We start from the raw sequence: 17,016 nt of genomic DNA, 5'->3' as shown, positions 1-17,016 counted from the left end.
ATTGGCGTTCAGCACGAGTTATTGGCGTTCAACTCGAGTTATTGGCGTTCAGCTCGAGTTATTGGCGTTCAGCCCGAGTTATTGGCGTTCAACTCGAGTTATTGGCGTTCAGCTCGAGTTATTGGCGTTCAGCTCGAGTTATTGGCGTTCAGCCCGAGTTATTGGCGTTCAACTCGAGTTATTGGCGCTCAGCCCAGGGTATTGGTGTTCAGCCCGGGTTTCTGGCGTTCAACCAGATATTCTGGCGTTCAAACCGGCTTTCTGGCGTTCAAACCGGCTTTCTGGCGTTCAAACCGGCTTTCTGGCGTTCAAACCGGCTTTCTGGCGTTCAAACCAGGTTTCTGGCGTTCAGCCTGGCTTTCTGGCGTTCAAACCGGGTTTCTGGCGTTCATACCGGTTTTCTGACTCACACCTGGTTTCCGCACCCAACCGCTCCACCCGCATGCACGCCACAAATCCACCGCTCTGCCACAATCAAACCAACTCACTTCTTCGACTTCTGCTTCGTCTTCCGCCTCGCTGCGTTGATAATCGCTTCATCTTTCGGGGCGATGAAGAACCCGACGACGAGGGCAGCGATGAGCACGAGGAAGGGGGCAATGAATATATAGAATTCTGTAAAGGTTATTGGCATGTTACATCATCTCCTTATGCATGATGGTCGCTCTTTCCGCGGACGTATTCTTTGTTGAATAGGAACAGCCGCATGATCAGGATGAGCGACGGAATGAGTAGACATAGGCCAAGGATGAACGCGATGACGAGGGCGGTCGCCATGGCCGGGTTGGTGAAGCTGTCGTACAGTGTTAAGTACGGGTAGAGCAAGTATGGATAATGGGACGCGCCGTAGCCGAAGAAGGCGAAGGCGAATTGGCCGCCGAGCAGGCCGAATGCCCAGCCGTATTGTTTTCGTGCGGCGAGCAGGTAGACGGTCCCGATGAATAAGATGAACGAGATGAGAAACATCGGCCAGAATGTTTTGATGTTCTCGTAATGGTCTGGATTGTGCTTGCGCAATTCAAAAATGATGCCGCCTGCCGTTACGATGGTTGGAAGCGCCCAAATCAGCGCGTATTTCCGGAGCAGGCCGGTCGCCTCGATGTCGCCTGCTTTATTGGCATACCATGTAAGGAACACCGCAGAAATGTAAAGGGTTGCGGACAGGCTCAGTACGACAATCGACCACGTCAGCGGGCTTGTGAATAACAGCCAATAATCTAGGACTGGCCGGCCATCGATCATTTCGATAAAACCGCCTTCTGAGATCGTCAGCACGATGGATAAGGAAGCGGGTATGAGCAGTCCGGCCAAGCCGTACATGAATGAATACCCTTTATGCCCCCTGGCGCCGTATGTTTCGAATGCATAGTACGAACCTCGCACAGCCAGCAGGATGATTCCGAAGCTGACCGGTATTAGCAAGGTCGTTCCGTAATAAAAGGCTGTTTTCGGGAAGAATCCGATAATCCCGACGAAGAAGAAGACGAGAAAGACGTTGGTCACTTCCCATACTGGGGACAGGTAGCGCTGGATGACGTTTGTCAAAATCCGCTGTTTCCCTGTTAGCAAGCTGTAAGCATTAAAGAAGCCAGCTCCGAAATCAATGGCACCTACCATAATGTAGCCGAACAAAAATGTCCAAAGAACCGATATACCGAGAATTTCTAAATTCATCGTACATCACTTCCCCTTTCCGCATGACGGTCTTCCAGTTCACGTTCCACCGGATTTTTGCGGAACATTCTTCTCAGAACGACCACACTGCCGGTACCGAGTACCAAGTACAGGGCACAGAATAAAACGAGCATCAAATCTACGTGATTGCTTGTTGTCGCTGCTTCATCGACGCGCATAATTCGACGCAAAATCCACGGCTGCCGACCGACTTCTGCAAGCCACCATCCGAATTCAATGGCAAGGAACGATAAAGGACCGCCTAAAACGATGAGCCAGCGGAACCATCTGGATTGGACGGATTTCCAGCCTCTGCGAATGCCGAACCAGAACCAGGCCGCTAGAAACGCCATCCACATACCGATCAACACCATGAAGTTGAATAGAAAATGAATATACAAAGGTGGGCGTTCGTCCACCGGGAATTGATCCAGACCGATTACTTCAGCTGTCGGGTCATTATGGGCAAGCAATGAAAGGCCAAATGGCACTTTAATTGCATATTTCACTTCATCATTTTTCAGAATACCTAACAAAACAAGCTCTGCGTTCTCTTTTGTTTCAAAATGCCATTCAGCTGCGGCGAGCTTCTCCGGCTGATACTCCGCCAAATATTTACCCGAAAAGTCACCAATGATTGCGGTGGCAATGGAAAATACCAAGCCGAGCTTCATCGTTAAGTAAAGCGCTTTTTTGTGATACATATGGTCGGAACCCTTCAGCAGTCTGAACGCGGCTATCGCAGCAAGAACGAATGCCGCAGTCATATACGCTGTAATGACGACATGCGCCACTTTGGTCGGCATCGCCGGGTTGAACATGGCGATAATCGGATTAATATTAACGAGCTGCCCATTGACGATATCAAAGCCTTGCGGTGCATTCATGAAGGCATTGACGATAGTGATGAATACGGCAGAGAAAGAAGCTCCGATAGCTACAGGAACGAGTAGCAGCAAGTGTTTCTTCTGATTCTCGAATCGATCCCATGTGTACAAATAAATCCCAAGGAAAATCGCTTCAAAAAAGAATGCAAAGGTTTCCATAAATAAAGGCAATGCAATTACATTACCGGCGAGCTCCATGAAATTCGGCCACAATAACGATAATTGAAGTCCGATGGCCGTACCTGTCACAACTCCGACCGCCACCGTAATAACGAAACCGCGTGCCCATCGTCTGGCCAGTAATATGTAGTGCTCGTCATTTTTCTTAATGCCGACCCATTGAGCAATCATGATCATGATGGGCACACCGACACCAATCGTGGCATACAAAATGTGAAAACTTAGCGTCAACTCTGTTAAGACGCGCGAATAGAAGACCGCTTCTTCATTTATCATTTGTCCTGCCCCCTCATCCGAAAATTCGTCCAAGAATTGAAATAAACATTATGCCTGCTACGATGAATGCTAACCATATCAACCACTTTTCATGATTTTTATACATTAGATATCAACCACTTTTCCCGTTGTTTATTCATTCAATATCCACTCTTTCTAATTGAAGTCATTCCTTCTTATCCTTCCCTCATTTATAGGAAGAATAACTTTCATTTATGAGCTATCTGTGAATAATCTTCGTCCAATCGGGTACAGAACAGGGACAAATGCATGACATTGACAAAAACCAATTTAAACAGCACACTTGCGAATCTTTGGAATCTTATGTAGAATGAATTAATTAACGCGTTTGTGAGGTGAACACAATGGAAGTGAAACGAAAAGTATTAGCGTATATTACGAAAGGAACACAAGACGACCTGAAACTCCTTGTGTTCGAGCAGAAGGATCATCCCGAAGCCGGCGTCCAAGTGCCTGGGGGAACTATAGAGGAAGATGAATTGCTTATTGATGCACTGTACCGAGAGGTCGAGGAAGAGACAGGGATTCCCCGGGACCGTTTAGAATTGGTCGGTAAGCTGCACAAAAAGAACCATTACCCTAAAAACCAGGAAGATGTTGTGTACGAACGCAATATTTTTCATTTGTCCTACATGGGCAATAGCGAGGACGCGTGGGAAAATCATGTCTATAGCGACGGCAAGGACAATGGATTGACCTTTTGCTGCCGATGGGTGCCGATAAGCCAACTTCCAGATTTGGCAGGACGGCAGGACGAAGCACTTGATTTTATGGATTCATGAACTTATTTCCTATTCTCTTCCCTAAAAACGAGCTAAAAAACCTGCAAATCCCTTAGGAGGATGTGCAGGTTTTTCAGTTCATCAATAATTGGTCAGGCATACTTCGAAAATCCGCAAATTACGCCCGGTCCTGTTCGCGCAGTTCATCATACGGCGCGAACATTTCAATATGACGGTACAAATTCTCAAATGTAGCAGGCAATGTGCCGCCGTATTCGCCGTCGAGATTCAGCAATACTTCCTCATCCGATGTCACTTTGATACGCTCAGCGCTCGTTGAAATGACGAGAGGATCATCCAAATGCTCGCCGCGAAGCGCCAATGAAACAACCCGGATGAATTCGGCGATATTGCATTTTTTCAAAATAAGCAATGTGAATTTGCCATCGTTGATACTCGATTGTGGTGCCAGTTTTTCAAAACCGCCAACCGAATTGGTTAACCCGACAAGGAAAAGCATAGCCTCTTCATCAAACACTTCTCCGTCATATTCGATGCGAACAGGGCTGGAGTGGATGGATGGCAGCATTTCAATCCCTTTTAAATAATAGGCAAGCTGGCCTAGCATCGTCTTCAGACGGCTTGGCACTTCATATGTCAATTCGGTCAACCTGCCGCCTCCAGCAATATTAATAAAATAACGATTGCCGTTCATCAAGCCGACGTCGACAGGAATTGACTTTCCTTCAATAATAATATCGAGCGCTGCGTCGATATCCCGAGGGATGCGGAGTGCCCTCGCAAAGTCATTCGTTGTACCAGTCGGAATCAATCCGATTTTGGGACGGTTCTCGTAGGAGGAGACACCGGCCACGACTTCATTCAGCGTCCCGTCTCCGCCTGACGCGATGATCAGGTCAAATCCCCGCTCGACGGCATGTTTGGCGGCTTCTGTCGCATCCCCTTCGCAAGTCGTCGCATGGGCGGACGTTTCATAGCCGGCTTGTTCGAGTCTTTCTAATACTTCAGCCAGATGCTTGCGAAACACTTCTCTGCCCGCTGTCGGATTGTATATAATTCGTGCACGCTTCATCCTCGTTACCTCTCAATTCAACAAATATGATAATAGTCCATCATTCATAAGACGTATCCAGACCATCCGGGTTTCCGACTTATGCCTTTTCCTGCAAGACAGGCATGAATGTTTTTCGCATATCTTCATAAACCGTCAACCAAAGTTCCGGTTTCGATGTATATTCTGCCATTAGGGTCTCAATGAATGCTCTCTGCTTCTCCTCAAATTCCGGATGTTCCTTTGGAGGCAATTGCTTGCGGCGCTCCAACACATCCTGCTGGATAGAAGCTGCCCGCGGTCCCCATTTCGCCGCCACTTCCCCGTTGGCATCAAGCAGCAAGTAAATCGGTATGGACCGGCCGCCGTTCGTCAAATGCCTGTCGATCAAATCCGTGTCTTCATCCCGATAGACAGTTCGCACATCCAAATCAGCCGCTTCCGCGATCCTGCGCAAGATGGCATTATTCATCATGGCATCCCCGCACCAGTCTTCAGTAATGACGAGAATTTCCGGTCTTTTTTCCTTCAGCAATTCGATAAATCCATCATCTTGCGGTACTTCGAATTTTTCATATACCCGTTCTGTGTTCTCTTTATGCTTCTCCATCTTAGCTGTATAGTCTGCGAGGGAGATTGCTTCGTCAAAATATTGTTTTTCCGTTTTCATTCTCTCCACACTCCTTTACCCCAGTTTACGTATAGAAACGCCGCGAGGCAAACAACACGTTCAGAAAACGCCCTATGTCTTGGTGAAGCCAACCATAGGACGTTCATAACATCGCTCTTAGCGTTTATTGATTTCTTCAAGAAGCAGTTTGTTAACAAGCGGTGGATTTGCCTGGCCTTTTGTGGCCTTCATCACTTGGCCGACAAGGAATCCGACTGCCCGGTCCTTACCATTCTTGTAATCCTCAATGGATTGTTCGTTGGCATCCAGGATTTCGGTAATAACAGTACGAAGCGTACCTTCATCTGAAATTTGGACAAGCCCTTTTGCTTTAACGATTTCTGCTGCGTCGCCGCCGTTCTCGATCAATTCTTTAAATACTTTCTTTGCAATTTTAGAAGAGATCGTTCCGTCCGTGATCAATTTGATCATGCTCGCAAGCCCTTCCGGCGTCAAAGCCGTTTCGTGCAATTCTTTCTGTTCCGCATTCAGATAAGCGGATACTTCACCCATGAGCCAGTTGGAAGCGAGCTTCGCATCTGCTCCTGCTTTTACTGTCGCATCGAAGAAATCAGACATTTCCTTCGTCAATGTCAACACGTGTGCATCATACTCAGGCAAGTCGAGTTCTTGTACATATCTTGCCTTACGAGCATCCGGCAATTCTGGAATCTCCGCGCGAACACGGTCCATCCATTCTTGGTCGATGTGGATTTCCGACAAATCTGGTTCGTTGATGAAACGGTAATCGTTTGCACTGCCTTTCACCCGCATCAATACGGTTTGGCCAGTCGCTTCGTCGTACCGGCGAGTTTCTTGAACAATCTTGCCGCCTGACAGCAAAATCTTCTCTTGGCGCTCTACTTCATTCGCAATCCCTCTGCGGACAAAGTTGAAGGAGTTCAAGTTTTTCAACTCAGTTTTCGTACCGAACTCTTTTTGGCCAAACGGACGGATTGAAATATTGGCGTCACAGCGAAGTGATCCTTCTTCCATCCGAACATCCGATACGCCAGTGTATTGAATGATGGCTTTTAATTTTTCTAGGAATGCATACGCTTCTTCTGGAGAGCGGATATCCGCTTCCGTTACGATTTCGATAAGAGGCGTGCCTTGTCTGTTCAAATCAACAAGAGAATATCCGCCTTCCGCATGCGTCAGTTTGCCCGCATCTTCTTCAAGATGGACACGTTCAATCCGGATTTTCTTCTTCTTGCCTTCCACTTCGATTTCAATCCAGCCATTAGATCCAACTGGGCGCTTATCTTGTGAGATTTGGAACGCTTTCGGATTGTCCGGATAGAAATAATGTTTCCGGTCAAAGTTCATCACCGGAGCGATCTCACAGTTCAATGCCATAGATGCTTTCATTCCAAAGTCAATTGCCCGTTTATTCATGGTAGGCAATGTACCTGGATATGCCAAATCGGTCACATGAATGTTCATGTTCGGGTCTGCACCAAAATGGGCAGGGGCCGGAGAGAAGATTTTTGTATCAGTTTTCAATTCTACGTGGACTTCAAGTCCGACAATTGTTTCAAAGTTCATCGGTTTTGTCCCTCCCCAACTAACGGAGTGCCCGCCTTGAAATCGGACGCTTGCTCAAAGGCATGCGCCACTTTGTAAAGCAATCCTTCTTCGAAGTGATTTCCGATAATTTGCAATCCAATCGGCAACCCTTCAGCAGCACCACACGGCACTGAGATGGCTGGTACGCCCGCCAAGTTTACCGGTACAGTTAAGATATCATTTGCATAGAGTGTTAACGGATCAAACAATGTTTTACCAATCTCATATGCTGTTGTCGCACTTGTCGGGCCGACAATGACATCATATTTTTGGAACAGTTCCGCGAAATCTTGCGCAATCAAGGAACGGACTTTTTGTGCCTTTACATAAACGTCTTCGTATTGGTTCGCACTCAATGCGTACGTTCCGTATAGAATCCGTTTCTTCACTTCTGGGCCAAACCCTTCGGAACGGGAACGGAAGTAAAGTTCTTCTAGGTTTTTCACATTTTCAGGACGGTAGCCGTAACGGATCCCGTCGAATCTTGCCAAGTTGGATGAAGCCTCGCCGCAAGCGATGACGTAATAAGTCGGCGCTCCGTATTTGGCATGTGGCAAATCGACTTCTTCGATAACAGCCCCAAGGGATTCAAGGACTTTCAAGGCGTCACGTACAGACGCTTTGACTGCTTCGTCCACACCTTCTCCTAAAAATTCTCTTGGAACGGCCACTTTCAACCCTTTAATGTCACCTGTCAACGCCTTGCGGTAATCAGGAACTTCTTTTGATGCAGAGGAGAAGTCACGGTGATCATTTCCTGCAATGACGTTAAGAAGCATAGCATTGTCTTCTACGTTGCGTGTCAATGGTCCGATTTGATCCAAGGAGGAAGCAAATGCGACAAGTCCATAACGGGATACACGTCCGTATGTCGGCTTCATGCCGACTACGCCACAAAATGCAGCTGGCTGGCGAACAGAGCCGCCTGTGTCAGTACCTAACGAAAATAGCGCTTCGCCCGATGCAACCGCTGCAGCAGAACCGCCGGAAGAACCGCCCGGGACGTACTTCAGATTCCAAGGATTATGAGTCACTTGAAAAGCGGAATGTTCCGTCGTCGAACCCATAGCAAATTCATCCATGTTCAATTTGCCCAGGGTCACCATACCGGCCTCTTTCACTCGTTCCACTACATGTGCATCATAGACTGGTACGAAGTCTTCCAACATTTTACTCGCACAAGTTGTTTTCGTGCCTTTTGTAACGATGTTATCTTTAATGCCGATCGGCAATCCGAATAACGGACCCCGTTGCTCTAGCGGGACGTTGTCCAATTGGTCCGCCTGCGCCTTCGCTTCCTGTTCCGTAACCGTCAAAAATGCTTGTACATCCCCTTCGACATCCGCAATCCGGCTGAATGCGTCCTCGGTGATTTCTTTGACGGAGACTTCACGATTATGTAATAGCTGTTGAAGCTCTGTTGCCGTTTTAGAAAATAAGGTCATCGGTTTCCCTCCTATCAATTGCGCCCTAGCGTGTTCTTGTCTCAAAGTGAAAATCAGCAAATCCTGCTGATACTCTACTACAGAGCAGCACTCATTTGATTTGGAACATTCTTCGCTGCAGGCTTTAGACCGACTATGAGTCAGCCATCCAGGCGCTGCCTGCAATTATTTGCAAACATCCCTGAGTTTGTTTTACTTAAAAGCCATTAGGGTCATGAAAGGATATTCGGAACTTTAATCATTCCATCTTCATGTTCCTTCACGCTGGCCAACATATCTTCTCGATTTAAAATGTCTGTCGGAACGTCTTCGCGAAGAACATTCACTTGATGCAGCGGATGTGTCATTGGCTGAACATTCGCTGTATCGACTTCTTCAAATCTTTCCGCGAATTTGTCCAATTCACTTAGCAGCTCAGCATATTGCTCGGCTTCTTCATCGCTGAATCCGATCCGCGCAAAATTTGCGAAATAAAATACGTCATCTTTTGTAAATTGGTGAGTCATTTGCTCGCCTCCTCTGTATCATATTGTACGATTAATCTTATCACCTAACAACATCGTTGAAAAGCGGCTCCTTATGTAGTGTAACCGAATTTCGCAGGAGTCGTACAAGCAGTTGAAATTATTTCGATGATTCATTGCAAAAAAAGAATTAGGATGGTGCATTTCACACCATCCGAAAAAGTAAATGACCCCTTTTGAACAGCGCAGCAGCTCCGCCTTATAAAGATTCTCTACACTCGTTCTCTCAAGGCTGTCATTTCAAAGGTCAATACCCATAAATATGAACAAACGGTTCTTCCCCTGCATCCTTGACGATTAACGCCTCTGGGCCATTCACCGATGTGATGCTCACTTCTACATTCAGGTTCGCGAAATACGTATTGATGAGGGACGTCAAATATTGAGTGAAACCGATTGTTTCGCTCGTGCCGAAAAACTGAATCGGGATTTCAATTCGCAGTGATTCATATTGGTCATCGCGAAAATGTGCTGTCCCAATCACATTGACAAAGCTAGGAAAATACTTATCAATATCCTGTTTGAATTTGCTGAAGGTATTATTGATATCCCGATAATTTGTTAGGGAAGAAGGTGCTGGAAGCGTGACATACTTTTCGTTCACTTCTTTCCATCCAGAAGCGGCTGTTTTCCCTTTATCGGCATAGGCAGTCGCAAAGTATGTGCCGGGGACGATGGAACTTCTGCTTTCCTGCTTGAATAACCCGATGACAATAGGTATGTCCGAAAGCCCTTCTTTCGCCCGTAATCGGCTTACAATCTCATCGGCCATTTTCATGCCTTCCTTTTGCAATTTGTCATCCGGGATGCGGGTTTCTGTGCCATCCCTAGAGTAATAAATTGAATTAAGAGCCAGGCCGATCGATATTCCAGATAGCCGGACCTTATTTTCTCCTGACTTCTGTAAATAATTCTGCTCCACGATATGCGCTAAATAGATCGGAGCCTGTTCGGCCACCTCTTCCGCACTGGCCCCTTTTGGTGCACCCGGTGGATTCAGGCCTTCGTCATTGTCACTTTTACGCGCCAGCCATTTGCTGGCCGTCTCTTTATCGATGTATTGTCCTTCCTGAAAGAAGTACTTGTCCGTGTCGAAATGCCGTGTGGATAGGCGCAGCAAGCCCTCCTCAGCTTCTTTCATATCATATTTCGTGTGCAGATTGCTGACGACCATTCCGCGGCTGGCACTTTGTTTAAACGGCACGAATGTCCTATAAAATTCATCCTTCAACTGAACATCCGGAATGATGACAGTTTCTTGCGCCTTCTCTTCATTCTCCTGGATGACCTCATCCTTTTCCGGTGCAAATGAAGGAAGGCAGCCTCCGAGGAAGAGCACGGCGGCTACTCCTGGTGCTACCCATATCCTTTTCATTACGTATTACTCCTTTTCGCCAAGCGATTCGATTAATTGTTCTTCATTCCAAACCGGAACACCGAGTTCCTGGGCTTTAGCCAGCTTCGATCCGGCATCTTCGCCTGCAATGACCAAATCTGTCTTCTTGCTGACACTGCCGCTGACGTTGCCGCCGAGCGCTTCAATCTTCTCTTTCGCCTCATTCCGCGTCAAGATGGAAAGTTTTCCAGTCAGCACGACGGTTTTGCCTGAGAATGGGCTATCGGTCGGTAATTCTTCGCGCGTTCTGCCTTTGTATGTGATGTTAACACCATACGATTTCAATTTCGCGATTACTTCCAGCACATCTTCATTTTGAAAATAGGTCGTAACGGCATCCGCTACTTTGTCACCTATTTCATGGATAGCGGTAAGTTGTTCTGCTTCCGCTTCCATCAAACGGTCGATCGTCCCGAATTCTTCCGATAAGATGTGTGCCGCCTTTTCTCCGACATGACGGATTCCTAGGCCGAATAGTAATTTTTCGAGCGAGTTTCCTTTTGACACTTCGATCGCTGACAATAAATTGCTGGCGGATTTTTCTCCCATTCGCTCGAGCGCAAGCAGCTGGTCCTTTGTAAGCGTATAAAGATCAGAGACATCCTGAACGAGGCCAGCTGTATACAATTGATTGACGACCCGCTCTCCAATGCCTTCAATATTCATCGCATTACGCGAAACGAAATGGATGAGCGCTTCCTTCATTTGAGCCGGACATTGCGGATTGACGCAACGAAGCGCCACTTCCCCTTCGATCCGTACGAGCGTAGAATCGCAAACAGGGCAAGATTCCGGCATTTCAAACGGTTTTTCATCGCCTGTCCGTTCCTGTTCAATGACGCTGACGACCTCCGGAATAATGTCCCCCGCTTTTCTGATGATCACCTTATCCCCGATTCGAATATCCTTTTCTTTAATCAGATCTTCGTTGTGCAAGGAAGCGCGTCCGACTGTCGTTCCGGCTACACGGACTGGCACGAGAATGGCTGTTGGCGTGACGACACCCGTCCGTCCCACGCTCAGTTCGATGTCTGTTAATGTCGTAACGACTTCCTCTGCCGGGAACTTATAAGCTGTCGCCCAGCGCGGGCTCTTTGCTGTAAATCCTAACTGTTCCTGATCTTCAAATCGGTCCACTTTAATGACGATGCCATCGATTTCGTACTCGAGATCTTGCCGCCTCTCTTTCCATCCATCAATGAACTCGATCACTTCTTCAATGGATTTGCATCTTTTGCTCTCCTGATTCGTCTCGAATCCAAGCGTGTGCAAATAATCAAGCGAATCGGAGTGGCTGTCCTGTCCATAGGCACTGCCATCTCCGCCGATTCCATAGATGAAAACAGACAAGTTGCGGCTCGCCGCAATTTTCGGATCGAGCTGGCGCAAAGAACCGGCTGCTGCATTTCGTGGATTAGCAAATGGTTCTTCCCCGTTTTCATCCCGTTTTGCGTTAAGCTTCACGAATGAACTTTTCGGCATATATGCCTCACCGCGGACTTCGATTGTTACAGGTTGTGATAATCCCAATGGAATCGTCCTGATTGTCCGTAAGTTGGCTGTAATATCCTCACCGATTGTCCCATCACCTCGGGTAGAGCCCTGTACGAACTTTCCATCCTCATATTTCAAGGACACGGCCAAGCCATCTATTTTCAATTCGCAAATATAGGAGACTGTTTCTTGTCCAAGTCCTGATCGTACACGCCGGTCAAAATCTCGGATGTCTTCTTCATTGAACACATTCGATAGACTGAGCATCGGATGTTCATGAACGACTTTTCCGAAACCGGATAATATGTCCCCGCCTACCCGTTGTGTCGGGGAGTTCGGGTAGATCAAATCCGGATGTTCCGTTTCAATTGCGATCAATTCCTGCATCAGCTGATCATATACGGAATCCGGCACAACCGGCTTATCCAGAACATAATAGGCATGGCCATATTCTTGAAGGAGCTTGTTCAGTTCTTTCACCCGTTGCTCCATTACATGACGATCCATCGTTTCCACTCCTCCATTACGCCTTTTCTATCGGTGCGAATTTCGCTAATAATCGTTTGATCCCGACCGGATCCGGAAATGCGATATCCAGCTCCGTGTCATCTGCCGTTCCCCGAACACTGACCACCATGCCAGTGCCCCACTTCTTATGAACGGCTTTGTCTCCTGCCTTCCAGCCCATTTTCTCGCCGCCGCTCGATTGGTACACCGGCTTCTTGACCGCTGGACGCATAGGGGCTGCGGAGCGAGCAAATGCATTTCCGACCGTGAAGCCCGAATCGTTGGAAATAACTTCGGTGACCGCTTCTGAAATTTCATTTAAGAAACGGGACGGATTATTGTAGCTGGAGCGACCGAATAATGTCCGGTACGCCGCGCTCGTCAAATATAACTTTTGCTCCGCCCGCGTAATTGCGACATAAGCAAGGCGACGCTCCTCTTCCATTTCCTCTTCATCGGCAATCGATCTTGCATGAGGAAACACATTCTCTTCCATTCCGATGACAAAAACGACAGGGAACTCAAGCCCTTTTGCAGCATGCATCGTCATTAGGACGATTTTCTCGTTGGACTGGTTCTCTTCTTTATCCAGTGAATCAATATCCGCAATGAGTGCCAGGTCTGTCAGGAATGCGACGAGGGAACGATCTCCGTTTTCCTCCTCAGCCCGCTTCTCGAATGCCTCCGTAACTGAGAGGAACTCTTCAATATTCTCCAAGCGGCTCTCCGCTTCAATCGTCTTTTCCCTTTCGAGCATTGCACGGTAACCTGTTTTGTCCAGCACCTGCTCGACAAGTTCCGAGACGGATAAGTATTCCTGCATTTGCGTGAAACCTGCAATCAATTCTCTGAACTTCACAGCTTCATTGGCGGCGCGCGCCGTTAAGCCCATGAAGTGGACCTCCTGCATGGCATCGAAAATGGACCGGTCGTTTTCAATTGCAAACCGCGCCATCCGTTCAAATGACGTTGCTCCGATGCTTCGCTTCGGCTCATTGATAATTCTTGCCAATGCCAAATCGTCATCATTATTTGCAATCAACCGCAAGTACGCCAGCAAATCTTTGATCTCTTTTCGGTCATAGAACTTCGTGCCGCCGACAATGGTGTATTCCATGTTTGATTTGACGAGGAATTCCTCCATGACCCGCGATTGTGCATTTGTCCGGTACAAAATGGCGAATTTGTCGAGTGTCAGATTTTCTTTTTCTTTCAGATCGATGATTGTCCGGACGACAAACTGGGCCTCGTCCTTCTCATCATTCGCTTTATAAATATAAATCGAATCGCCTTCATCGTTTTCAGTGCGCAATGTTTTATCGTAGCGGCTGCGGTTGTTTTGAATGACATCGTTTGCGGCCTTTAGAATGCGTTTCGTCGATCTGTAGTTTTGTTCCAGCATGATGACTGTCGCATCCGGGTAGTCCTTTTCAAAAGAAAGGATATTTCCGATATCCGCTCCCCGCCATCTATAAATGGATTGGTCTGAATCCCCGACAACGCAAAGATTCCGGAACTTGGATGCCAGCATGTTGACGAGACGGTATTGCGCATTGTTCGTATCTTGGTATTCATCCACATGAATGTATTGGAATTTGTTTTGATAATAGTCGAGGACTTCTGGGACTCTTTCAAACAATTTGAGGGTCATCATAATCAAATCATCAAAATCGAGCGACTGATTTTGGCGCAGCTTTTTGGAGTAGCCTTCATAGACATCGGCCACTATTTTTTCGTACGGATTGAATGAATTGATTTGCCCTTTGAACGTTTCGGCATCAATGCATTCATTTTTCGCGGAGCTAATTGCGTTTAGCATGGAACGCGGATCATATTGCTTTGGATCAATATTTCGTTCTTTTAAGACGTTTTTAATGACCGTCAGCTGATCCGAGGCATCGAGAATGGAAAAAGATTTGGAGATGCCGATCCGGTCGATATCACGGCGTAAAATCCGTACGCACATCGAGTGGAACGTGGAGACCCACATCCGTTCACCCGAGCCTGCACCAAGCAGACCGTCGATCCGCTCACGCATTTCACGCGCTGCTTTATTTGTAAATGTAATGGCGAGTATGTTGGAAGGATAAACGTCCTTCTCCACAACGAGATACGCAATCCGATGCGTCAGCACGCGCGTCTTTCCAGAACCTGCCCCCGCCATGATAAGCAATGGCCCTTCCGTCTTCTTGACGGCCCGCGCTTGCTCCGGATTCATGCCGTCCAGCAGATTTTGAGCGATTCTATTCATTTCATCCACACCTTTCGAGGAACATCTGTTCTTCATTATACATCGTTTTATCCTTCATGGGGCGTTTTCTTGACAGCTTCCACTGTCTCAAGTGCAGCATCCAAGTTTTCGTAGAGGACATTGCCAACGATGACCGTATGAGCGTATGCAGCCATTTGGCTCGCCTGCTCTGCATTTTTGATCCCGCCGCCGTAAAAGAGCCGTGTCGATTCCAGAATTCTGGAGACAGAACGCACTACGTCTGGATTGCCGAAAGTTCCGCTATATTCCAAATAAAAGACGGGCATATGAAAGAGATGCTCTGCCATGCGGGCATACGCAATGACATCGTCTTCATCTGGAATCGCAGAGATGCCCGTCAGCTCAGCTGCTTTGCATTCGGGATTCATGATGCAATAGCCTTCTGTCAGAATCTCATCCCAATTCATCATGTGGCCATATTCGCGCAGCGCCGCATGATGGATGCCATTGATCCATTCCGCTTTCGTGGAGTTCAGCACAGTGGGGATAAAATAATAATCAAATCCCGGTGTTACTGAATCGACTGTCGACACTTCAAGTGCGACCGGAACGGAATAGCGCCTGATTCTTGCGAGCAAATCCAACACATTCTCCAATGTCACATGATCGGTGCCCCCGACAATAAGACCGTCTGTACCTGATTCCGCAATCCACTCTAATTGTTCGTCCGTCACCGATTTCGCGGGATCCAGCTTAAAGGCATGTCGCCAAGTTCTATAATCCATGTTCAACCACCTTGTCCCTTTATGTACGTTCTTTTAGTATACCAAAAAAAAGGACGGAATCCTCGCTCCGTCCTTTCAAAAAATGTTATTCAGTTGATGTGACTTGCCTTATTTGCCGCTTTCGTCGCCATCTTCCAATTCAGGATAAAGGCGTCCCAAAACCGTATTGTAGCCGTCCGACCCATAATCAACACAACGACGGACCCTCGAAATGGTTGCAGTGCTCGCTCCCGTTTCACTTTGAATCCGGTCATAGGTTCTTTTCAGCTTCAGCATATGGGCCACTTCCAGCCGCTGCGCCATTGACTGAATTTCACTCATTGTACAGAGATCATCGAAAAAGGAGTAGCATTCTTCTAGATCCTTCAGTTCCAAAATCGCCTTGAACAGCTGGTCTGTCTGTGGACCGCGTATTTTATCGATTTGCAAATTGTCTCCCCCGTTTCAATCGATTTTTTTCTGTGCCAATCAATCCATAAGCGATCTGCTTACGGCGTATAGGTGACAGCTTTTGCGATTCCCGATGTGGTTGGAACGATGTTAATCCATGTTTTACCAGGCACCAACTCAACTGGCACCCCATTTTCAACTGGCGTCAGGAAACCGTCAATATTTTTCCATTCAATCTCTTTTACAATCCCCGCTTGGAATAAAATCGCTTTGCCGCCCGCTTCCAAATCGACCGCCTGTCTTCCGACACTGTCAATCGTCCGGTGCGGCGCTTCGAATACGAGGACGTTTGATACGTCGACTTCTTCTCCATTTTCCTTATCAATCGTAACGGATCCTTTTACAGAGCGTTTGTACGTCCCCTCTTCAGGCTGGTACGTAAACGTGCTGATAAAGTCCTGATTGGAACTGAAACGCACGACAAGTTCCGATGCGGTATCTCCTATTTTAGCACTTTCAATAGAATCGTGGAACGCATAGGAAGGCATCTTCTCGATGGATTCATGTCCGCTCATTTTATCCATGGCTTCGACAATATGCTCTCCTGAAATATAGGAATTGTGCGGTGCGCGCCGTTCCTTGGATCGCTTGAATAGTGTTCCATCATACTGCATGCCATTCACATGATCGACATAACGGCTGGTTAGCAATTTTTGCGCATCCGGGCTATAACCGTGCGCAATATAGAAGGCGTCCATCCCTTTCGCCATGTAAATGAAATAATCGCGTGCACTGCGGATCGGCCCGACCTGCTCCGGCAATTCACTTTGGAATAAAGCCAGATACCTTGTCACATTTCCTTCGGCCAAAAATTCAAAAATCATATCTGCTTCGCTGATTCCGGATTGCGGCCTTGCCAGCGGATGGTTGTTGATCGTTGCCAAAATGGGACGGCGCCATTGTTTTTCTTCCTGCAATTCACCTGTAAACGGAGACTGGTACAGCAAAGCTCCTTCCGCATCCTCATCCGGCTCTTCCACCGCATCTTCATCCTGAATCACTTCTTCTTCCACATCGCTTGGTTCTGGCTGCTCCGCTTCTACTTTATCTTTTTTTGAGCAAGCGGAGACAATCAACAGCATAAAAGCCGCCATGAACAACAGCCATATTCTCTTTTTCCCTTTCATCATTG

At 47.3% G+C, this 17,016-nt stretch carries 16 protein-coding genes; 2 read left to right on the top strand and 14 right to left on the bottom strand.

Annotated features, from left to right (window positions below):
- Positions 1-405, top strand: a 405-nt coding sequence (locus tag ACSW3C_RS19715; RefSeq protein WP_486564784.1) for a hypothetical protein, incomplete at its 5' end; no start/stop codon positions are given.
- 79 nt (positions 406-484) lie between these two features.
- Here ACSW3C_RS19715 and cydS read toward each other — a convergent pair.
- The 3 genes from cydS to ACSW3C_RS19700 are packed head-to-tail and all read right to left on the bottom strand — an operon-like array spanning position 485 to position 3,017.
- Positions 485-634: a cytochrome bd oxidase small subunit CydS family protein gene (gene cydS, locus ACSW3C_RS19710; protein WP_486564782.1), complete on the bottom strand. Its 150-nt coding sequence runs from the start codon at positions 632-634 to the stop codon at positions 485-487.
- A 14-nt stretch (positions 635-648) separates the two neighbouring features.
- Entirely contained in the window at positions 649-1,674 is a 1,026-nt protein-coding gene (locus ACSW3C_RS19705; protein WP_486564780.1) for a cytochrome d ubiquinol oxidase subunit II, read from the bottom strand.
- Positions 1,671-3,017 carry a cytochrome ubiquinol oxidase subunit I gene (locus ACSW3C_RS19700; protein WP_486564778.1) on the bottom strand — a complete coding sequence of 449 codons (1,347 nt, stop codon included), beginning with the start codon at positions 3,015-3,017 and terminating at the stop codon, positions 1,671-1,673. The genes ACSW3C_RS19705 and ACSW3C_RS19700 overlap by 4 nt, the downstream gene beginning before the upstream one ends.
- 365 nt (positions 3,018-3,382) lie before the next feature.
- Here ACSW3C_RS19700 and ACSW3C_RS19695 point away from each other — a divergent pair, with 365 nt between their 5' ends.
- Positions 3,383-3,820 (top strand): NUDIX hydrolase, encoded by a 438-nt coding sequence (locus ACSW3C_RS19695; RefSeq protein WP_486564776.1) that lies wholly within the window; start codon positions 3,383-3,385, stop codon positions 3,818-3,820.
- Between the two features lie 118 nt (positions 3,821-3,938).
- On the opposite strand, the gene ACSW3C_RS19690 is transcribed toward ACSW3C_RS19695, so the two are convergent.
- The 11 genes from ACSW3C_RS19690 to ACSW3C_RS19640 form a co-directional block, all read right to left on the bottom strand.
- Positions 3,939-4,853, bottom strand: a complete 915-nt coding sequence (locus tag ACSW3C_RS19690) for a diacylglycerol kinase (protein ID WP_486564774.1) — start codon at positions 4,851-4,853, stop codon at positions 3,939-3,941.
- 79 nt (positions 4,854-4,932) lie between these two features.
- Positions 4,933-5,502, bottom strand: coding sequence for a thioredoxin family protein (locus ACSW3C_RS19685; protein WP_238078808.1), 570 nt, complete (start codon positions 5,500-5,502; stop codon positions 4,933-4,935).
- 117 nt (positions 5,503-5,619) lie between these two features.
- A complete protein-coding gene (gatB, locus tag ACSW3C_RS19680) occupies positions 5,620-7,050 on the bottom strand; it encodes an Asp-tRNA(Asn)/Glu-tRNA(Gln) amidotransferase subunit GatB (RefSeq protein ID WP_486564772.1) in 1,431 nt (476 codons plus the stop codon).
- Positions 7,047-8,516: an Asp-tRNA(Asn)/Glu-tRNA(Gln) amidotransferase subunit GatA gene (gene gatA, locus ACSW3C_RS19675; protein ID WP_486564770.1), complete on the bottom strand. Its 1,470-nt coding sequence runs from the start codon at positions 8,514-8,516 to the stop codon at positions 7,047-7,049. Before gatA ends, gatB begins: the two co-directional genes overlap by 4 nt.
- A gap of 212 nt (positions 8,517-8,728) precedes the next feature.
- Entirely contained in the window at positions 8,729-9,022 is a 294-nt protein-coding gene (gatC, locus tag ACSW3C_RS19670) for an Asp-tRNA(Asn)/Glu-tRNA(Gln) amidotransferase subunit GatC (RefSeq protein WP_486564768.1), read from the bottom strand.
- Between the two features lie 265 nt (positions 9,023-9,287).
- Positions 9,288-10,415, bottom strand: a complete 1,128-nt coding sequence (locus tag ACSW3C_RS19665) for a CamS family sex pheromone protein (protein ID WP_486564766.1) — start codon at positions 10,413-10,415, stop codon at positions 9,288-9,290.
- A 6-nt stretch (positions 10,416-10,421) separates the two neighbouring features.
- Positions 10,422-12,437 carry an NAD-dependent DNA ligase LigA gene (gene ligA / locus ACSW3C_RS19660; RefSeq protein WP_486564764.1) on the bottom strand — a complete coding sequence of 672 codons (2,016 nt, stop codon included), beginning with the start codon at positions 12,435-12,437 and terminating at the stop codon, positions 10,422-10,424.
- Positions 12,438-12,453: 16 nt separating this feature from the next.
- Complete coding sequence (pcrA, locus tag ACSW3C_RS19655) at positions 12,454-14,688, bottom strand: DNA helicase PcrA (RefSeq protein ID WP_486564762.1); 2,235 nt, start codon at positions 14,686-14,688, stop codon at positions 12,454-12,456.
- Between the two features lie 47 nt (positions 14,689-14,735).
- The gene (pcrB, locus tag ACSW3C_RS19650; protein WP_486564760.1) at positions 14,736-15,434 is read right to left on the bottom strand and encodes a heptaprenylglyceryl phosphate synthase; all 699 of its coding nucleotides are present in this window, start codon (positions 15,432-15,434) and stop codon (positions 14,736-14,738) included.
- A gap of 108 nt (positions 15,435-15,542) precedes the next feature.
- Entirely contained in the window at positions 15,543-15,863 is a 321-nt protein-coding gene (locus tag ACSW3C_RS19645) for a YerC/YecD family TrpR-related protein (protein WP_486564758.1), read from the bottom strand.
- A gap of 59 nt (positions 15,864-15,922) precedes the next feature.
- Positions 15,923-17,011 carry a DUF3048 domain-containing protein gene (locus tag ACSW3C_RS19640; RefSeq protein WP_486564756.1) on the bottom strand — a complete coding sequence of 363 codons (1,089 nt, stop codon included), beginning with the start codon at positions 17,009-17,011 and terminating at the stop codon, positions 15,923-15,925.
- Between the last annotated feature and the right edge of the window lie 5 nt (positions 17,012-17,016).

The organism is Sporosarcina sp. AD_1, assembly GCF_057373025.1.
The sequence above is the reverse complement of the archived record's forward strand: the minus strand, read 5'-3'. Positions and strand labels throughout refer to the sequence as shown.